An 18,683-nucleotide genomic window follows, 5' to 3' on the forward strand; every position below is an offset into this window, starting at 1 on the left:
TTCAGGGGAAGGGGCGAAAAGGTGCATGGCGAGGGCGCGCGCAAGCACCTCGCAAGGCTGCCACCGCACGGCCCGATGCTGCGCACCGCGGATGACACTGTCATGTCACCCGCGTGTTCGATGCCGCGCCGCCCGTCTCAGCGAACCAGCCCGCGCCGCTCGCCCGGCGTGAGCGGCTGCTGCTGCGCCGCGCTCAACACGCCCGCGCCCAGCACCTGCACCACGCCGTCGGGGTTGTAGCCGGCGCGCTCGCCCGCGCTGCCGTCCGGGCCTGACGGCAGGCCGGCCGGTGCTTCGTTGCCGAAGCCCAGCACCCGCACGGTGAACACCGACGGCAGGCTCTGGCGCGCCGCCACGCGTTCGCGCTGCAGCACCTCCTGCGCCGCGCCCGCGGCCTGCGCGGCGGCAGCGCTCGCGTTGCTCAGCGCGCCCACGTTCACCGCCGCCACGGTCGGAATGCCGATGGCCTCGCCCTTCACGGCGATGTTGGCCGCGTTCACCACCTGCAAGGCCGCGAGGTTCACGTTGCCCGAGACGCGGATGCCCGCCTCCCCTGCGTCGATGGTGCCCAGCGGCGCGATCAGGTCGATGTCACCGGCCGGCACTTCCGGAATCGGCGCGAGCGTCGCGATGCCCGCGCCCGTGCTCGGCACGTCCGACGACAGCGTCACGTTGCCCCACTGGTCGTACACGCGCTTGGGTGGCGTGTAGACCACCGTGGTCTTCGAGCCTCGGCCAGCATTGATGTCGCCTTGCGCCGACCAGCCCAGGATGCCGCCGCCGAAGGTGGTCATGATCCGGCTCTGGCCCAACAGGATGCTGCCCAGCGAGTAGATCGCGATGTCGCCTGCGCCCTGCGTGATCACGCCCGGGATCACGCCGGCCACCGGCCGCGGTGCCGCGCCCTCGACGCCGAAGACCTGCTGCCCGCCGGGGGTCAGCATCTGGATGCCGCCGCCGAACAGCGTGTTGACGCCGGCCGCACCGTACATCGTGATGCTGCCGCGGTAGTCGATGCGCTGGCCGTCCGCCTGCGTTTCGGGGAACAGCGTGGCGATGGCGTTGCGTCCGCGCAGGTAGCTGCCGAAGCGCACCCCGTCGACGTCGCTGTACTCGCGCCCGCCCGCCTGCAGCTCGGCGAAATACACCTGGCGCGCGAAGATGCGCTGCTGCGCGGACGGCAGCGCATCGAAGAAGGCGCGGGCCTCGTCCGCCGTGCCGGTGAAGCCCAGGCCGTTGCCCGGGCCGGCCAGCCACGCGACCAGCTCGGCCTCGTAGGTCTTGACGACCTTGCCCGGCTGGTCGGCCAGCGCGGTGCCGACCCGCGCACGGTTGGCCGCGTCGAGGTAGCGCGACAGGAAGGCGCCGTAGTCGGCGTCCTGCGTACCCACGCCGGCCAGCATCGCGATGCGCGCGCCCGGCCGGCGATCGCCTGGCAGCAGCGCGCCCAGGCTGGTGACGGCGGCGCGGTCTTCCATCTGGATGTTGCGCCCGGCGCTGATCTCCAGCGTGCCCGGACCGGCGACGTTGAAGCTGCTGTAGAGGATGTCACGGCCGGCGACCACGCGTGAGACGTCCTGCGCATGGTTGTGGATCGCCAGGTTGCCGGTGGACTTGGCCTCGTATGTCGAGCCGATGCCCATGCTCAGATTGGTGGGCCGGCCCAGCACGGTGCCCGCACCCACGATGTCGCGCCCGGCCCTCACCCAGGTCGGCGCCACCGCCTCGTACCAGGTCTGGCCGTCGGCGCGCAGCAGGATCTCGCCGCTGCGCAGGCCCAGGATGTCGCCGTCCATCGCATAGAAGCGCGATGGCGTGCGCGGCGCGTCGGTCGGGGCCGCCGCATAGCTGTCGGGCGTGAACGCGAACAGCGGGAAGTCGACGGTCCGCCCCGTCAGGTCGTTGCCGCCACCGCCCAGGTTGGTGACCACGCGCCTGTTCCCGTCGTAGCCCACGAAGGCCGGCCGGAGCGGACTTGGCATCAGCGCCGGGTCGGCGCCCGACTGGTTGATCGCATAGCCGCCCATGAACAGCGAGTCGCCCGCGATCAGTTCCAGCTGGCCGCTGCGCCCCGGTGCCAGCAGCAGCGAGTTTCTGGCCGTGCCCTCGTTGACGTCGGCACTGGCGCCGTTGGCCGCCGAGCCGCTGTAGATGCTGCCGCCCGGCGCCGCGGCACGCAGGATCGAGGGGTAGACGAAGCGGTAGTCGGTCGGCGAGGTGTTGGTGCCCGTGGTGGCGGAGGTCGCCGTGCCCTCGCTCATCAGCGTGCTCGGCGTGAGGTTGCCGCCGGCCGAGAACAGGTCGATGGCCGTGTGTTCGGTCCAGAGCGAGAACCAGCTCAGGCCGCCACCGCCGTAGCTGGCGAAGGGCGTGCTGTTCTGCGCGCGCACACGGCCGGGGTCGGACGCGCCGCCGATCACCAGGTCGCCCAGCGTGTCGACGCGGATCGCCGAGTCGCCGGGAATCAGCACCACGCCGCCCGTCGACTTCGCGCGGTTCGAGGAGAAGGGGTCGAAGGCGCGTGGCTCGCTCAGGTCGCGCCCGCCCAGCACCATGCCGCCGATCGATGCCGCGCTCAGTTGCGTCGCGCCGCGCAGGTTGATCAGCGCGCCTTGCAGGTCGTGGTTCGGCACCGTCGTGGCGTCGGCCCGGCCGCGCGCCTCCAGCGCGCTGTTGAGGCCGCCGTCTAGGCGCACCTCGAGGTCGCCGCCGCCGGTGAGCACCAGGCTGCCATCGTCGGCCACACGGCCGGTGCTGCCCACCGCCACCACCAGCCCCTGGCTGCGCAGGGATGCCTTGCGCTCCAGCATGCCGGCGTCGCCGCCTGCATGCAGCCGCACGTTGCCGCCGCCCAGCGTGCCGAAGCCGACGAAGCCCACCAGCGAGGGCTGCACATTGACCGGCATGCTGCTCGCGGGGTCGACCGCGTAGCTGCCGAAGTTGATCCACCAGGCGGTGGGCAATGCGGCGCTGCCGTCGCCCTGGCGCCAGAGCCAGTTGCCCACGTTCACGCTGGACTTCTGCGCCGGGTCGGCATACGCCGTGGCCAGCATGTCGCCGGTGACGTCGCCACCCGCGAGCACCGTGAGGTTGCCGCCGGCCTCGGGGAACCAGGCCTGGTAGCTGCGGCCGGTGCCGGCCACCAGCGGCTCGTAGTCGCCGCCGAGCGGGCCGAGCACGGTGGTCTGGCCCGGCGCCGTGCCGCGTGCCTGGTCGTGGCGCGCGTCGACGCCCGCGGACTGCGTGCCCGCGGTGTAGATGCCGTAGAGCGAGCGCACGTTCAGGTCGCCCGAGGCGATCAGGTCGAGGTCGCCGGTGCCGGTGCGCACCACGCTGAAGCCCTGCCCGTGCACGGCCATCACGTGGGTGGCCGAGCCTTCGATGACGCAGTCGGCTGGGTTGACGACCTCGCACCACCACATGTCGTCGGCGCTCACCGGCGTGCCCGCGGGCCAGCCGTAACCGTTGTCCGGCGCCCAGACCAGCGTGCCGCCGCCCTTGACGACGGTCGCGCCGTAGTGGCTGTCGGCCAGCCGCAGGTTGCCGGCATTGGCCACCGTGAGGCGGTGGTCGGCGGCGCCCAGGTCGGCGCCGGCCACCAGCCGCATCGACCACGATTCGCTGCCCGCGGGCAGCAGCGTCGCCAGCGCCCAGTTGCGGCCCTGCCGGCCATCGACGACGGGGCGCAGGTCGATGTAGCCGACGCCCTCCTCGAGCTTCACCAAAGTGGCCGAGGGGATCAGCGCGCCGCGCCGCAATTCCAGCACGCCGCCGAGCAGCACGCTGTTGCGCACGATGCCATCGGCATAGGCTACCGGCAGCGGCACGCCTTGCGGCCAGACCATGGGCCGCAGCACGGCCCCGACGGTCAGCGGCGTGCCGGCGCCCAGTTGCGTGTCGGCAGGCAGCGTGACGGCCTCCTTGAGCAGCGTGCCGCGCGCATGCAGCAGCTGGCCCGATGCGTCGCGCACGTCGGCGGCCAGCACCGTGCCGGCGGCCAGGGTGTAGGGCTGCGCCAGCGTCGCGGCCGCCGGCAGCCGCACCGCCTCGCCCAGCGTCAGCTCCTGCAACGGCAGGTCGTAGTTCAGCGTGGCGCCCGAGGGGAAGGCCGAGCCCTCGGTCAGGCGCACGCCGCCGATGGGCAGCACCAGGTCGCCGTTGTAGGGCTGCAGGCCCGGCACCAGCGCCCAGCCCTCGTCGTCGTCGGGCGTTGCCGGCGGCGGCGCGAAGCCGTCGTTGATGCTGCCGTAGATGTCCATGTCGCCCGCCGCGCGCAGCACCAGGCTGCCGGCCTCGCCCGAGCCGTAGACATGGGTCTTCTGCGTGCGTGCGTTGAGGCTCGCGTAGCGGTAGCCCGACAGGTCCAGGTCACCCTGCACCACCAGGTCCTTGTCGGTCACGATCTCCACGCCGGGGCGCAGGTGCAGCGCGTCGGCATAGGCCGCGTTGTTCAGGCCCGCGAGCTTGCCGTGGATCAATGCACCGTTGGCCAGCGCCGCATCGATAAACGTCGTGCTCTGCTTGTGCTTGTGGTCCAGGTAGGCCTTCGTGACTTCCCGGTAGGGCCGCCCGCTCACCGCGTCGCTGCCGTCCTTGACGATGGCCAGCGGGTCGCTGTCGTCGTAGCGCCAGACCGCATTCAGCGCAATCGAGCGTGCGCCCTCGATCGTGAGGCTGCCGCTCGCGTCGATCCGGATGTCGCCGCTGGTCTCGCCCGTGCGCGCCGCGTTGAGTTCGAGCGTGCCGCGCTTCTGACCGTCGTGCTGGCCCGCACCGTTGCCGACCGTCGCGGCCGTGCCGTGGCGCAGGTCGATGCGCGCACCGCCGGCCAGCGTCAGCAGGCCGTCGCCACCGCTGAGCTCGACCGTCGCGCGGTTGGGCGAATCGATGATCTTGCCGTAGCTGTCCACGCGCAGCACCGTACCGTGCGCATCGAGCACCGCGCCGCCACCGATCGTGAGACCCTGCCGGCCCGCGAGCCGGATCGCGCCCACGCGCTCGCCGCTCGCGTCGATGGTGCCGGTCACCGTCAGGCTGCCGTTGTCGACCGAGACGCTCACCTCGCCGGCCTTGAGTTCGTTGCCGATGGTGAGGTCGCCCTGCTTCAACTGGAAGCTGCGTGCGCCGAACACGCCACCGTCGTTGAGCCGCTGGTTCAGCGCCGCGAAGGCGTCATCGGGCGCGCCGCCCAGATGCTGCGCGCGGATGTCCACGCTGCCGGCCTTGAACGGCACCAGCGTGCCGCCCGCGTCGTAGCGTCCGCTGCTGCCGCCCAGGATGCGGCCCTGCAGGTCGACCGTGCCGGCCGCCGCATCGAGCGCCACGGCCTCGAGGGTGCCGGCCCGGTTGTTCGCGGCCGACAGGTCGATGGTCGCGCCGCCCGCCTGGCGGATGTCGCCCGCGCGGCTCTCCAGCGCCACATCGCCGCCCCAGCTGTATTTGTCGACGTCGTGGAAGCTCAGCTTGCGGCCGCTGAGGTCGATGTGCGCGCCGTCGGCGAGCGTGATGTCGTCCTGCGCGCTCAGCGTGAGCCGGCCGCTGGGCAGCACGATGGCGGTGCCGAGCACGATGTCGTGCGCGTCGAAGGCGAGGTCGGCACCGAGCGCCTGCACGCTCTGGGCCGCGGCCGGGTCGTGCACGGTGCCTGCGGGCGCGCCGATGCGCAGCGTGCCGCCGACCTTGACACGGTGGACCGCGCCGGCATCGCCGGTGAGCATCGGCGTCGTCAGCTCGAGGTTGCCGCCGCTGTACGCATAGCCCTTGCCCGTTTCGTAGGCACCCTGGTGCTGGTAGACCGACAGGCTGCCCTTCTGGCTGGCGGTGATGCGCTCGCTCGCCGCCAGCCTGACGGTGCCGAAGCCCAGCGCGAGCCGTGCATCGACGTCGCTGCCGTTGGCCAGCACGTTGGGCAGCCCGCCGAACTCGATGCGCGCGGCCTCGATGGCCAGCGTGCCGCTGCCGGTGCCCGCGCCGCCGCCGACCACCGCGCCCGGCGCCTGCGTCGCGCCGCTCCAGACCAGGTTGCGCGTGCGGATGGTCGCCACGTCGTCCGCCGTGCCGTGGCCGTAGATGGCCGGCGTGCCGAGCACCAGCGTGTCGAGGTGCGATCGGCCCGTGAGCGGGTCGATGGTGTCGAGCGTGACGCTGCCGTAGAAATTGATCGCGTCGCGTGCGGTCAGCGTGAGCGCTTCGAGCGCGGGCGCACCGGTGCTCGCGTCGCCGCGGAGCAGGCGTTGCAACAACCCCTGGTTGAGCGTGAGGCCGCTGGCCAGCACGCCGCGCGTCGCGGCATCGGCCAGCGCCTCGGCCGAGCCCGCGTTGACACTGCCCACCGCCAGCGACAGGTAGCGCGCGCCGTAGTGCGTGGCGTCGCCGAGTTCGAAGGCGCCGTTGGTGGCGGCCGTGAGTGTGCCCTCGGTGTAGAGCGCGCTGTCGACCTTGCACGAAGCGGTGCCGCATACGCCCAGCCGGATCGAGCCCGCGCCCGCGGCATCGGGCGCCATCACGTCGATCCGGCCGTTCGACACCGCCAGCAGGCTGCCTTCGCCTGGCCGGTAGACGAAGCCGGCGGACGCGTCGTAGACCGCCTTGCCCTGGCCCAGCGTCGAAATGCGTGCGCCCGCCTCGACGGCGAGGTCGCGTCCGGCGAGGAAGACCTCGGGCGCCTGCAGCGATGCGCCCTCGCGCAGGACCACGCTGGTGGAGCGGCTGTTGAAATCGATGCTGCGGCCGTCCTGGCCGTAGACCACGGTCGGCGTGCCGCCGATGACCAGGCGGTCGGCGTCGAGCGCGTTCAGCGTGTCGGCGCGCACCGAAACGCCGGCGAAGCCCGCGGTGGGCGCATGGCCCGCGCCCAGCACTTCGATCGTGCCGCCGAGCACCACGGCCGTGCCACCGTGGCCGCCCTCGGCCGCCTGGAGCCGCGCCTGCCCGTCGAAGCGCAGCGCCACGTCGTCATGGCCCGGCTTGAGCACGAAGGCCAGCGTGCGTGCATCGGCCGGCAGCATCGCGCGCGGCACGCCCAGGCGCGCCGCATCGCTGCGCACGAAATCGGCATAGCTTGTCTCGTTGTACTGTGCGTAGGTGCGCAGCACGTCCGCCGGCGTCACGATCACCTGGCTGGCCAGGCTGTCGCGCAGGCCGGTGCCGGCCACCGACAGCCGGCCCGCGCCGGCCCAGGAGCCGTTGCGCATCGCCTGCACCTGCGCGGCGGGAGCGCCGCCGTCGGCCAGGCCATTGAGCTCGACGCGGAAGGCGCCGGGCAGCAAGGCGTAGGTCGACGGCATCAGCGTGTAGGTGCCCGCGGGCAGGCCCGGGATGCCCGCGCCCAGCGTGATCTGCCGGCCCACGCCGATCTTCGAGGCGCCCGCTTCGCCGGCGAGCGGTGCCGCCGACGCCTGTGCGCCGGGCACGATCGCATAGACGGCGTTGGTCGACAGCCCCGGCAGCGAGAAGCTGCCGTTGGCGGCGTTCTGCACCAGCGGGTGGAAGCGCGGATCGGTCGAGCCGCCGCGGCCCGAGACGAAGCCCGCACCGACCAGGTCGCCACCGCCCGCGAGATCGATCACCGCGCCGTTCTGCACATCCACCTGTTCGGCCGCGAGGGCGATGCCCGCCGACACCACGAAGGCACCGCCCGCGCCGCCACCGGCCCCCAGCAGCCGCACTGCGTTGCCGCCGTAGCGGTAGTCGATGCCGTCGGTCGTGCCGCCGTAGGGCATGGTCAGCCCGGCGCCGCTGACCGAGGTGCGGCTGCCCGGCAGCAGGCTCAGGCGGGTGGTGCCGAGCACGAGGTCGCTGCCCATGCGGATCACGCCGAAGGGCGCACGGATCACCCCGCCCTGCTCGATCACCCCGGCACCGAGTTCCAGGATGCCGAAGGCCGAATACGGCATGGCGGGCAGCGTCTCGCCGCGGCGTTCGAAGCGCAGCACGCTGTCGGGGTCGAACATCTGGCTGCGCGCCACCGGATGCGTGCGATAGCCCGCGTGGATCTGCGCCGTGGCGCCGGTCTCGGGATAGAGCTGCGCCGCCGCCAGCGTGAGGTCGCCGTAGGTCCACAGCCGCGATCGCGGCTCGTTGTCGGTGGCCGCCAGCATGCGGATGTCGCCATCGCTCGCGAGCGACACCGACGCGAAGCCGCGCCGCTCCACGCGCACCGGCGTGAACTCGGTGCGCTCGGCATAGCTGCCCAAGGTGCCGAAGGAAATGCTGTTGCCCAGGTCGAGCAGATGGCCGGCCTCGACCGAGAAGCGGGCCTCCGAGGCCTGCTCGGTCACGCCGAACAGCACGCGCGGCCGCAGCCGGCCGTTGTTCGTGTAGTACGCGCCCGTGCCCGACAGCGTGACGTACGGCGCCGCCAGCCGCACCTGCGCCGAAGCCGACGACGACTCGGCCAACGACATCGAACTCGAGAACAGCTTGAGGCTCTGGCCCATGGCCAGCGCCACATCGCCGTCGAAGGACAACTGGCCGTTGACCAGCAGCGCCAGGTTGTCGAAGCCGCCGGCAGCCAGCCGGTCGGTCGACAGCCGGGTCTTGCCGTAGTGCAGCGCGGCATCCGCCTGGCCGGGCGCGAGGTCCCGCGCCAGGCCGGGCGCTGGCGCGGCCGACACGGTGAGTTCGCGCGGGACGATCACCGCGTTCTGCGCGCGCTCGGTGCCGAAGTCGACGTAGACCGGCGACTCGAGCGCGATCTCCAGCGCGCCACCCGCCGCGCCCGCACCGCCGGCCGCCGCGCGCAGCGAGCCCTCGAGGTACAGGCCGAGGTAGGAGCTCAACGCGATGCGGCCGCCGTCGGTGGCCACCGTGGTCGGCCCCTGGCCCGGGATGTCCAGCACGGCCTGCGCGCCCGAGGCGTCGAGCCGCGCGCCCGGCCGCACGATCACGTAGGCGTCGGCCGAATTGGCGACCGCCTTGGCGTGGTCGATCACGCCGCCCAGCACGATGCTGCCGCCGCGGTCCACGCGGCCGTAGGTCCGCCCGTTGACGTCGACCGCGCTGTGCGCCGTGGCCGACACGTCGAGCACCGCGTGCTCGCCGATCCAGATCGAGCGCTCGTGCAGCGTGCCCTGCGCGGGTGGCGTGAGCGCGGCGACGTCGAGGAAGCCGAACTGCTGCTGCCGCACGTCGATCGCGCCGCCGCGCGCGACCAGCGTGCCGTCGACCGTGATCTGGCCCGCGCCGCGCAGCGCGATCGACTGGCCGGGGTCGACCTCGATGCGCGCATCGCGGCCGACGACCAATGCGTTGACCCGCGGATCGTCCTCGGTGTCGAGGTCGCCGCCGGCCTGCAGCCGCAGGCTCGCGCCCTTGCGCTGCGTGAGCGATGCGGCGCTCGCGTCCTCCTGGTAGAGCGGTGGCGTCCACAGCGCCAGCGCGGCCTTGGGGTCGGTGCCGCTGGACAGCCGTCGGGCGTCGTCCACCAGCCGGTAGACCGGCATGCGCACCGCGACCTGCGTGCCTTCGGCCACGCTCAGGCTCTCGCGGCCGGTGATCTCGTAGGCGGAGAAGCCCTGGCCGAAGAAGCCACCCGCGAGTTGCAGGGTGCCGTCGTCCGGCGCCGGCGCAGCGGCGTCGGTGGCATCGGAGATCAACACCTTGTGCGCCTGCACGATCAGCTTGCCGCCGCCCGCCACGCCCTGGCCGTGCAACGCGACGTCGGGTGCGAGCTGCAGCGTGCCGGTGCGCGTGGTGGTCGCCAGCGTCACGTCGCCGCCCCGGCCCGCCTGCGTGCGGTACTTGGGCAACAAGGCCGCGCCAGAGGACACGTCGATCACGCTGCCCTGATTCAGCATGACGTCGCCGCTGGCGCGGATCGACACGCTGCCGCCGTTCAGGTGGGCCAGGCCACTGCCGCCGACCGCACCGGCAGCGTCGAGCGCGAGGTTGCGCCACAGGCCGCTCACGTCGAGCTTCACGCCGTCGGCCAGCGTCACATGGCCCAGCGCTGCGGCGCCATTCACCATGCTGTCGACGATGCCGCTGTTCGTCTTCTGCGCGAGCACGTTGCCCAGTTCGATGCGCCCGCCGTGCGCGGTGATGCCGGCGTTCACCGCCACCTCGTTGCCGTAGAGCGTGACGAGGCCGCCATCGGCCAGCCGCAGGTCGGACTGCAGGCGGATGCGGTCGGTGGCCGCGATGCGCAGCGCACCGAGCGCGAAGCCTTCGAGCTGCGCCGTGTCCAGCACCAGCGTGCCCTGGCGTTGCGTGGGCAGCGCGGTGTCGAGGTCGAGGCCGGCGGCGATGCGCTCCTGCGTCGCCAGGAGCTCGACCTGCTTGAGCGTCGCGGCGAGCGCATGGTGCAGGGTGCCGGTGCTGCGCTCGATCGTCGGCGTGTACTGCCCGACGATCAGCTGTCCGCGCCGTGCCGCCGCCAGGTGCGACTGGTCGTAGCCGTCGAGGTCGGTGCGCGCGGCCTGGGTCTGACGCGGGCCCTGATAGGCCTCGCCGACGATGTCGCCCTCGAGCACCGCGGCCTGCGTCGCGACCACCAGCTTGCCGGCGTCGCGGCCCACGGTGTAGCCGCTTTCCAGGCGGGCCTGCGGCGCGATCAACGGGCTGTAGTAGTGGTCGGTGGCCTTCTCTCCCCAGCGTTCGTGCTTGTCTTCGTAGCCCTTGTAGACGCCCTCGTAGCGCAGGTCACCAGGCGCCTTGCTCACTTCGTACAGCCGCCCGTCGGCGCCCTTGAGCCAGCTCTGGCGGATCTTGCCGGTCTGCACGTCCAGCGTGCCGCCCGAGAGATTGATCAGCGAGCCCGCCTGCGTGACCACGTCGTTGCCGCCGAAGCGCAGCGTGCCGCCCTGCGCCATCCACTCGCCCACGGTGTGGCCCTGCGTGCCGAGATAGCCGCCGACCTCGAGCAGGCCGCCGGCCGTGTACCAGCGGTCGCTGGCATAGCCGTTGGTGCCTTGCGCCACGAAGACCAGGCTGCGGCGGTCGATCCACACGTCATTGCTGTTGAGCGCCTTGCCGTCGCGGTTGACCGGGGCGTCGCGCTGCTCGTTGCCCTGCACGTTGACCAGGAGGTTGTTGCTGTCCATCGCGAGCCGAACGCCCACCGCCCCGGACACGTCGATCTGTGCGCCGTCGCGCACCAGGCTGCGGCCCGCGGCATTGACCACGATCTGTCCGCCCGTGGCCAGCGTCAGCGAGTCGCCCTGGAAGTCGACGCTGCCGCCGCTGGCGATGTCGATCAGCGACTGGTCGCGGCGGTCGGTGATGTGGACCAGGTCCTGGCCCTCGATGACCACGCCGGGCGCACGCAGGCCCGCGCGCTGGCTGTCCAGCGCCGTGGTCTTGCCGTCGTCGTCGATCACGACCGCGGTGGTGGCGTCCTTGGCGAGCGCGACCTTGCCCTCGGCATCCAGCGCCTGCAGGTGCACCGTGCCGCGCGCGTTGACGCTGGTGGTGGCCAGCACCACGCCTTCCTGGCGCACGTCGCGGCCCGCGAGCGTGACGTCGCCTTCGCGCGCCACGATCAGCCCGCTCTGCGTGACCGTGCCCGCTCGGCTGTCGGCCGCGAACTGCGGCGTGACCTCGTTGCCGCGCGTGGTCGATGCCAGGTTGCCCGCCGTGCCCGCGCCCTTGCGGATCACGAAGCCGTCGCCGGCCGCGAGCAAGGCCTGCCCCTTGGGCGTGGCGATCTCGCCGGCGTTGTGCACGTCCTTGCCCAACAGCATCACATAGCCGCCGCCGTCGGTCGAGACGGTGGGCGCGGGCGTGGCGATCTTCGCGCCGGCCTGCACCTCGATCTTTCCGAGGTCTTCCTGCAGCGTGGTGAAGCTGGGCGTCGCGCCCGCGCTGTAGATGCCGTTGGCCTGGAACTGGGCGTCTCCGATGCGGGCCGCGGCCGCCACCAGGTTGCGCGTGTTCACCTGGCTGCTGCCGCTGAACACGATGCCGTTGCGGTTGACCACCATCACCGTGCCGTCGCCCTTGATCCGGCCCTGGATCTGGCTGGGACGCGCGGCCGGGTCGTTGACGCGGTTGAGCACGGCCCAGTCCGCCTGCTGCCTGAAATCGACCGTGGTGTTCTTGCCGACGTTGAAGGTCTCCCAGTTCAGGATCGCCTTGTCCGCGGTCTGCTGGATCGCCACCGTGGTCTTGCCGTCGGCCACGGTCTGCACCGGTGCCTGGGCGTTGGCCCAGCCGGCCGTGAGGCTGTGCGTGTCGACCTTCAAACCGCCTTCGGCCAGGCCGTCGGGCACGCCGCCACCGGCCGCGAGCGCCGCCGCGCGGGCGGCAGCCTGGGCCGCCTGCTGCGCCGCGATGCCGCGTGCGGCGAGGGTGAGGTTGCCGATCGAGCGCGCCAACTGCGCGTTCGCCTGCTGCTGCTGCGCCTGCGGGTTGGTCAGCGTCGAGGCCAATTGCCCGTTGGGCAGACGGCCCGTCGCCGCGGCCGTGTTCTGCGCCAGGTTCTTCTGCGCCATCCAGGCGGGGCCGAGTGCGCGCTGCGCGTGGGCGGGGCCCGCGGCCCCCATCGCAGCGCCGGCGGTGAGCAGGGCCGCCACGGCCCGCATCATCGGGTTGAGCCGCGTCTGCCGGGAGGAGGTTCGCCGGCCCGAGGAAAAGGCCAGGGAAGTGGAAGCGTTCCTGTGGCGCTTGACCGCCGTGTTGCGTTGCATGGGTGACCTGTTCGTGTTCAGTGGCTCGACCGCGCCACGACGCATGCCGGCCGTGCCGGCGCGGGGTTGTCGTGGCTTACGGGAGCTATGACAGAACAGGGGAGATGCGACTGCAGCATGTCACGAAAACTTCACAAAGAAGAAGTGCGCCGAGATGGCGCCATTGTTCGCGCCGGACTTGACCCGGCCATGACATGCGCTGCGCCGATGCCTCTGCGCTCCGCGCGGTCGCAGTGCTGACACACAACGCGGCCATGCTGCACGCGGACGCGATCCGTCTGCCCTTCTTCTTCCGCGAACCGACGACGCCGCGAGCGCCTGGCCCCCGAATGAATTCGTCCGAAAAAATGCTGGCACGACTGCGGCGCAACGAGGCGCTGTACCCGGTCTTCCAGCCGATCGTGGATTTGCGCAGGGGCAGCATCTTCGGCCACGAAGCCCTGATCCGCGGCCCGATCGGCACGCCTTTCCATTCGCCGGCCGCGCTGCTCGCGCTCGCCGCCGAGGAAGGCTACCTGACCGATTTCGAACTCGCCTGCGTCGACGTGATCCTGCAGCACTGGGGCCAGCTCGACGACCCGGGCCGGCTGTTCCTCAACATGAGTTCGGACGCGCTGGCCGCGGCCATGGAAGGCCCCGCGCCGGGCCGCTTCGAGCGCGCACTGATCCAGAACGGCATCGCGCCGCGCTCGGTGACGGTCGAGATCACCGAAGACCGGCCGGCCAGCGACATGGGCGCTCTGCGGCTGGCGGTGAAGGCGCTGCACAGCACCGGTGCGCGGATCGCGCTGGACGACTTCGGCGAAGGCCAGTCGAACCTGCGGCTGTGGAGCGAGCTCAAGCCGGACTTCGTGAAGATCGACAAGTTCTTCACCCACGGCATCGCGAGCTCGCCGCAGAACCTGGAACTGGTGCGCACGATCGTCGGCTTCGGCCACACGCTGGGCACCACGCTGGTGGCCGAGGGCGTGGAGGACACCAAGGACCTGCGGGTGCTGCGCGACCTGGGCATCGACCACGGCCAGGGCTATCTGTTCGGCCGCCCCACGCGCACGCTCCACGCGTCCGCGCCCTCGCCCATCGCGGAGGCGATCCATGACAGCCGCATCGCCGTGATGCCGCACGCGGCGCAGCAGGCGCAACCCGGCGTGCTGCGCAGCCTGGCGGTGATCCAGGCGCCGACCCTGGGTCCGGCCACGCCGATCGACGAGGTCTCGACGTTGTTCCAGGCCCATCCCGAACTGCATGCGCTGGCGGTGGTCGACGGGGGTCGGCCCGTGGCCCTGATCAACCGGCAGGCGTTCATGAACGACTACGCGCGGCTCTACTTCCGCGAAGTGCACGGGCGGCGACCCTGCATCGGCTACGCCAACACCAGCCCGCGCGTGGTCGAGCTGGAGGACAACGTCGAACAGCTGGTGGGCATCCTGATGTCGGAAGACCAGCGCTACCTCAACGACGGTTTCATCGTCACCGAGAGCAAGCGCTACATCGGGCTGGGCACGGGCGAGCAGTTGGTGCGCGCCGTGACCGAGGCGCGCATCGAAGCCGCGCGCCATGCGAACCCGCTGACCTTCCTGCCCGGCAACATCCCGATCAGCATCCACATCGAACGCCTGCTGGCCGGCCATGCGGGCTTCGTCGCCTGCTATGCGGACCTGAACAACTTCAAGGTCTTCAACGACCACTACGGCTACTGGCGCGGCGACGAGATGATCCGCATGCTCGCGCGGTTGGCCGTGAAGCATGCCGATGCGCACCGCGACTTCGTGGGCCACATCGGCGGCGACGACTTCCTGGTGCTGTTCCAGAGCGAGGACTGGCAAGCCCGGTGCGAGCAGATGATCGAAGACTTCGACCTCGAGGCCCGCGGGCTCTATGACGACGCCGCGCGCGGCGCGGGCGGCATCGAGGGCAAGGACCGGCGCGGCACGGTGCACTTCTTTCCCTTCACCACGCTGTCGATCGGCGCGGTGTGCATCGCGCCGGGCCGCTTCGCCCACGCCGAGGACGTGGCGGCCGAGGCGGCCATCGCCAAGCACGATGCCAAGACCGCGAGCACCGGCCTCGCGGTGCGCGAGCCCGGGGCCATCGCGCCCTCGAGGCCCGGCCGTGCACCCTATGCGCTGCCCAGCAGCACGATGCCGCCCGGCAGCGAGGTCACGTCGAGCCGGTAGACGTCGCGCACCAGCGCGATCACGTCGTCGAGCCGGTCGATGGAAAAACTGGCCTGCACGCGCTTGCGGCCGACCGCGGCGTCGGTCAGGATCAGCCGGCCCGGACGGTAGCGGTTGACTTCGGCCACCACGTCGGCCAGCGGCGTCTGGTCGAACACCAGCTGACGGCGGCGCCAGGCGCTGACGGCCGCCGCATCGGCGCGCCGCGCGACGCCGGGCTGCGCCCCGGCATAGACCAGTTGCCGATCGACGTCGACCGAGGTGCTGCCCGCCTCGCCGCGGCGCACGTCGACGCGGCCCGCGAGGCAGGTCACGCAGACCTCGCCGTCGATGAGACGCACATTGAAGCGTGCATGGTGCGCGCTGATCAGGCCGTCGCCGGCGCGCACCTGCACCGCGGGCGCGGCGGCGTCGAGGTCGGTGCGGATCTCGGCCTCGCCCTCGAGCAGCTCGAGCCGCGCCACGCCACCCTCGGCACCGCGCAGGTCCATGCGCGTGCGGGTGTTGAGCTGCACCACGACGCCCTCGGCCGTGACCCACTTGCGCTGCTCGCCGGTGCCGGTGCGCAGGTCGGCCGCGAGCTCGGTCACCGCCGGCCACAGGCCCAGCGGCGGGCGCACCACCAGCCATGCGGCCGTGCCCGCCAGCGCCGCACCCAGGAAAGCGCGGCGACCGAAACGGCCCGCATCGCGCTGCGTGGCCTGGGCCGCCTCGGCACGCTGCACGCGCCGTGCGGCCGGCCGCAGGTCCTGCCAGACGGCGCGCGCCTGCACGAAGGCCGACGCATGCTCCCGGCTGCGGGCACACCAGCGCCTGAAAGCCTGCGCATCGTCGGTATCGGCCTTGTGCGACGCCAGCCGGACGACCCACTGCTGCGCCTCGCGCCGGATGGCCTGCATCCGCTGGTCGGGGGTCTGGTTCGGTTCTTCAGTCATGGGACTTGGACTGTTTTCCGGCGCCGGGACCGAAGCGCTGGATGAAATCTCTGCCCAGCCGTTCGCAGCAATGCTCGAGGCCGGCGCGCAATTCCTTCTCGATGGTGCGCTCCGAGACGCCGAAGCGGCGCGCGATCTCGCGGTGCGGCATCTCGTCGATGCGCGCCGCGACCACGATGGCGCGGCGCCGCCGCGGCAGCTCGGCCAGCGCGCGCTCGAGCGCCTCGATCTCGCCGCGCGCCTCGGCGGTGCGGGCCGGGTCGGCCATCTCGTCGGCCATCTCGTAGAGCGCCTCGACGTCGGGCACGCTCAGCAGCCGCGCACCGCTCTTGCGCTGGTCCTCGGCGATGTTGAGCGCGATGCGAAACAGGTAGGCCGACGGATAGCGGATCGCGCCGCGCACGCTCATCGACTCCATGCGCAGGTAGGTCTCGTGCAGCGCGTCGTTGGCCAGGTCTTCGGAGCCCAGGCGCTTGTGCAGGTGGCGCTGGAACTGGTTGTAGCGCGACAGGAACAGCGCGCGCAGCGCCGCCTTGATCGATTCGGGCATGCGCGTCAGTCCCCGGCCGCGAGCGCGGCGCGGCACACGCCGGCCGGATCGGCGCGCGGGCTCAGCAGCACCGTGATCGGCTGCGCGAGCCCGGGCGGCGGCACGCGGCCGATGGCCAGGCCGCGCAGTTGCGCGAGCAGCGCGGTGTCACGCGCGCTCGCACCGCTCGATTCGAGCAGGCTCGCGCGCCGGATGCGCCCTTCGGGGTCGGTCCAGAGCTGGAGCGCGGCGCGGTAGCGGCCGAAGGTGTCGGGCTGGGCCGCGCACAGGGTCCGGGTGATGGACGACTGCAATGCAGCCGCGAAGTCGGCGGCGGGGGGCGGTGTCTTCAATGCAACGGGCATCGGCATCGACACATCGGCCCGCACCGGTTCCGGCACCAGCGTGAACGCGTCGCGACCGCTGTAGCGCGCATGCAGGCCGGTGCCGACCAGCAGCAGCCGAAGCGCTTCTTGCGCAGTGAACGCGCCCTGCACCGCCGCGGCCGTGCGGTCCTGCGTCAGGGCGCTGTCGACCAGCACCGAATGCCCGGTGAGCCCACCGAAATCCGCGAGCCCTTTCTGCAACGGCTGGGAAGGCAGATCGAAGTGGATGCGCACAGCGGCATCAGCCACGCCGTCGGCCTCCGCCGCCCCGGCCATCGTCGCGACCGCGAGACCCCACACCAACGCCCACGCCACGCGCCAGGCCCGTGCCCATCGGCGGCCTGGAGCGAGCGGAAGCGCCATGGGTCGGGATCATTCGGACGGAAGGAGACGTGCGGAAGAAGAGGAAATGCAGACACGGGGGAAGGACGCGGCATGCTAGGCCGCGCGCATGACCGATCCGTGACGCGCCGCCCGAGGCACTTCGCCCCTCGCCCATCGACATGCGCGCGTCATCCGCACGTCATCCGCATGCGCTAGGCTGAACGGTCGTGCGCGTGCGGGTCGACAACAGAAGACAACGGCGCCGCCACCCATCCCACGGAGTCCGAATGCCCACGCCATTTCTGCTGCCGCTCACCGTCGCCTGCGGCCTGCTGTGCACCATGGCCCCGGCATTCGCCTCGCCGCCGAAGGATGCACCCGCGAGCTGCATCGAGGTGGAAGTCGACGGCGCACGCGCGCCCGCATCCTTTGCCTGCCTGAGCGAGCGGCTGCGGCCCGCACCCGCCCACCCGGCATCGCGCGACGCGGCGATGGGCTCGGAAGCCATCGTGCAGCGCCCCGGCAACCAGCTGGGCGTGTTCAACCGCGCTGCCACCAGCCACCGGATGGGCAACACCTTCGGCACCTCGGTGTATCCGCAACGACCGCCGGTGGTGGCACCGGTGATGCCGTTCGGGCCGCGACCTTAGGGCGATCACCGACCGTCGTCAGCCTGCCCCTCGCACATCAACGCCGTTCACCCACGGGCTATGCCGCTCAGGCAGACATCGGGTGGTCGGTACACGTCGAAATCAACACTGCTTTCTGCGCAGCGGACTGGCGCCGCACGTGTGTGGCAACGTCATGCCATGGCATGAGGGGTGCGAGGCTTCACTTCGCGCTCGATCTGCTTCGCAGAAGCTTTCTCGGCAACCTTGAGGTCGTAGGTGGCCTGCATGTTGATCCACCACTGCGCGCTACCGCCGAAATAACGCGACAGACGCAACGCCATCAGAGGCGACACGCCCCGGCGCTCGCGCACGATCTCATTCACACTCGGCGCACCGACGTGCAGCGCCTTTGCGAGCGCGCTGGCGCTCATGCCAAGTGGCAACAGAAAATCTTCTCGAAGCGTTTCGCCGGGATGGATCGCCGGCATTCCATTTTTCAACATGACATCTTGCCTTTCGTAAAGTCCGCCGGGCGAAGGCGGTTTCGCGTCTCGCGGCAGTCATGAACATGCGGGTCGTACCGGGCTGCCCCGCCCGCATTGCAGCATGTCAGTGCGGGTCGTAGATCTTCACATCTTCGGGGCCATCAGCCCCCCACTTCCATGCGAGCCGCCACTGTTCATTGATCCGAATGTGATGAAAGCCGGCATATTCTTTGAGATCGTTGCCGGGCGGCGAGCCCATGTCATCGTTCATCGTCGCGGCGTCGAGTTGTGTGAGCTTGCGCATGGCAACACGTGCAATGTTGGCGAACGTCCGATTCTTCCCGCTGATGAAAAGTTCTTTCGTGTCAGTGTCGGAAAACGATTTGATGGCCACGAGAAAGATCTTATAACGCTGAACGCATAACGTCAAGCGTTATGAATTGACGGCTGAGACCAAGCGAAGATTGAGGGGTTGCGACGTAGCCTCCGCCTGTGGCGATGCCCACAATGTCATGCAGCATACGATCCGGGCAGTCGCTCTCGGGCGGCGCGATCAGTCGCGCCCACGCCGCCTCACCCATGACTCTCGCGGGCTTGGCCCCACTCGCGT

At 71.2% G+C, this 18,683-nt stretch carries 8 protein-coding genes; 2 read left to right on the forward strand and 6 right to left on the reverse strand.

Annotated features, from left to right (window positions below; all coding sequences use genetic code 11):
- Positions 1-137: 137 nt before the first annotated feature.
- Complete coding sequence (locus tag ACSFBC_RS20880; RefSeq protein WP_435512279.1) at positions 138-12,626, reverse strand: filamentous haemagglutinin family protein; 12,489 nt, start codon at positions 12,624-12,626, stop codon at positions 138-140.
- 329 nt (positions 12,627-12,955) lie between these two features.
- Between ACSFBC_RS20880 and ACSFBC_RS20885 the strand changes: the two genes are divergently transcribed.
- Positions 12,956-14,803: an EAL domain-containing protein gene (locus tag ACSFBC_RS20885; RefSeq protein ID WP_435512280.1), complete on the forward strand. Its 1,848-nt coding sequence runs from the start codon at positions 12,956-12,958 to the stop codon at positions 14,801-14,803.
- Here ACSFBC_RS20885 and ACSFBC_RS20890 read toward each other — a convergent pair.
- The 3 genes from ACSFBC_RS20890 to ACSFBC_RS20900 are packed head-to-tail and all read right to left on the reverse strand — an operon-like array spanning position 14,746 to position 17,016.
- The gene (locus ACSFBC_RS20890; protein WP_435512281.1) at positions 14,746-15,738 is read right to left on the reverse strand and encodes a FecR family protein; all 993 of its coding nucleotides are present in this window, start codon (positions 15,736-15,738) and stop codon (positions 14,746-14,748) included. The two genes, ACSFBC_RS20885 and ACSFBC_RS20890, sit on opposite strands and share 58 nt — an antisense overlap.
- Positions 15,731-16,288, reverse strand: coding sequence for an RNA polymerase sigma factor (locus tag ACSFBC_RS20895; RefSeq protein ID WP_435512282.1), 558 nt, complete (start codon positions 16,286-16,288; stop codon positions 15,731-15,733). Before ACSFBC_RS20895 ends, ACSFBC_RS20890 begins: the two co-directional genes overlap by 8 nt.
- A 5-nt stretch (positions 16,289-16,293) precedes the next feature.
- Positions 16,294-17,016 carry a secretin and TonB N-terminal domain-containing protein gene (locus ACSFBC_RS20900; RefSeq protein ID WP_435512283.1) on the reverse strand — a complete coding sequence of 241 codons (723 nt, stop codon included), beginning with the start codon at positions 17,014-17,016 and terminating at the stop codon, positions 16,294-16,296.
- Between the two features lie 248 nt (positions 17,017-17,264).
- On the opposite strand from ACSFBC_RS20900, the gene ACSFBC_RS20905 reads away from it, so the two are divergent.
- Positions 17,265-17,627, forward strand: a complete 363-nt coding sequence (locus tag ACSFBC_RS20905; protein WP_435512284.1) for a hypothetical protein — start codon at positions 17,265-17,267, stop codon at positions 17,625-17,627.
- Between the two features lie 152 nt (positions 17,628-17,779).
- On the opposite strand, the gene ACSFBC_RS20910 is transcribed toward ACSFBC_RS20905, so the two are convergent.
- Together ACSFBC_RS20910 and ACSFBC_RS20915 are read right to left on the reverse strand one after the other, a co-directional pair.
- Entirely contained in the window at positions 17,780-18,091 is a 312-nt protein-coding gene (locus ACSFBC_RS20910; RefSeq protein WP_435512285.1) for a HigA family addiction module antitoxin, read from the reverse strand.
- Positions 18,092-18,197: 106 nt separating this feature from the next.
- Entirely contained in the window at positions 18,198-18,467 is a 270-nt protein-coding gene (locus tag ACSFBC_RS20915; RefSeq protein ID WP_435512286.1) for a type II toxin-antitoxin system RelE/ParE family toxin, read from the reverse strand.
- Positions 18,468-18,683: the final 216 nt, after the last annotated feature.

The organism is Variovorax frigidus (genome assembly GCF_051216515.1).
In the GTDB taxonomy this organism is placed as follows: domain Bacteria; phylum Pseudomonadota; class Gammaproteobacteria; order Burkholderiales; family Burkholderiaceae_C; genus Variovorax.

Bases quoted from the DNA above. Each gene is read 5' to 3' on its own strand.
- ACSFBC_RS20880 (WP_435512279.1), bottom strand. From the start codon at position 12,626: ATGCAACGCAACACGGCGGTCAAGCGCCACAGGAACGCTTCCACTTCC.
- ACSFBC_RS20885 (WP_435512280.1), top strand. From the start codon at position 12,956: ATGAATTCGTCCGAAAAAATGCTGGCACGACTGCGGCGCAACGAGGCG.
- ACSFBC_RS20890 (WP_435512281.1), bottom strand. From the start codon at position 15,738: ATGACTGAAGAACCGAACCAGACCCCCGACCAGCGGATGCAGGCCATC.
- ACSFBC_RS20895 (WP_435512282.1), bottom strand. From the start codon at position 16,288: ATGCCCGAATCGATCAAGGCGGCGCTGCGCGCGCTGTTCCTGTCGCGC.
- ACSFBC_RS20900 (WP_435512283.1), bottom strand. From the start codon at position 17,016: ATGGCGCTTCCGCTCGCTCCAGGCCGCCGATGGGCACGGGCCTGGCGC.
- ACSFBC_RS20905 (WP_435512284.1), top strand. From the start codon at position 17,265: ATGCCCACGCCATTTCTGCTGCCGCTCACCGTCGCCTGCGGCCTGCTG.
- ACSFBC_RS20910 (WP_435512285.1), bottom strand. From the start codon at position 18,091: ATGTTGAAAAATGGAATGCCGGCGATCCATCCCGGCGAAACGCTTCGA.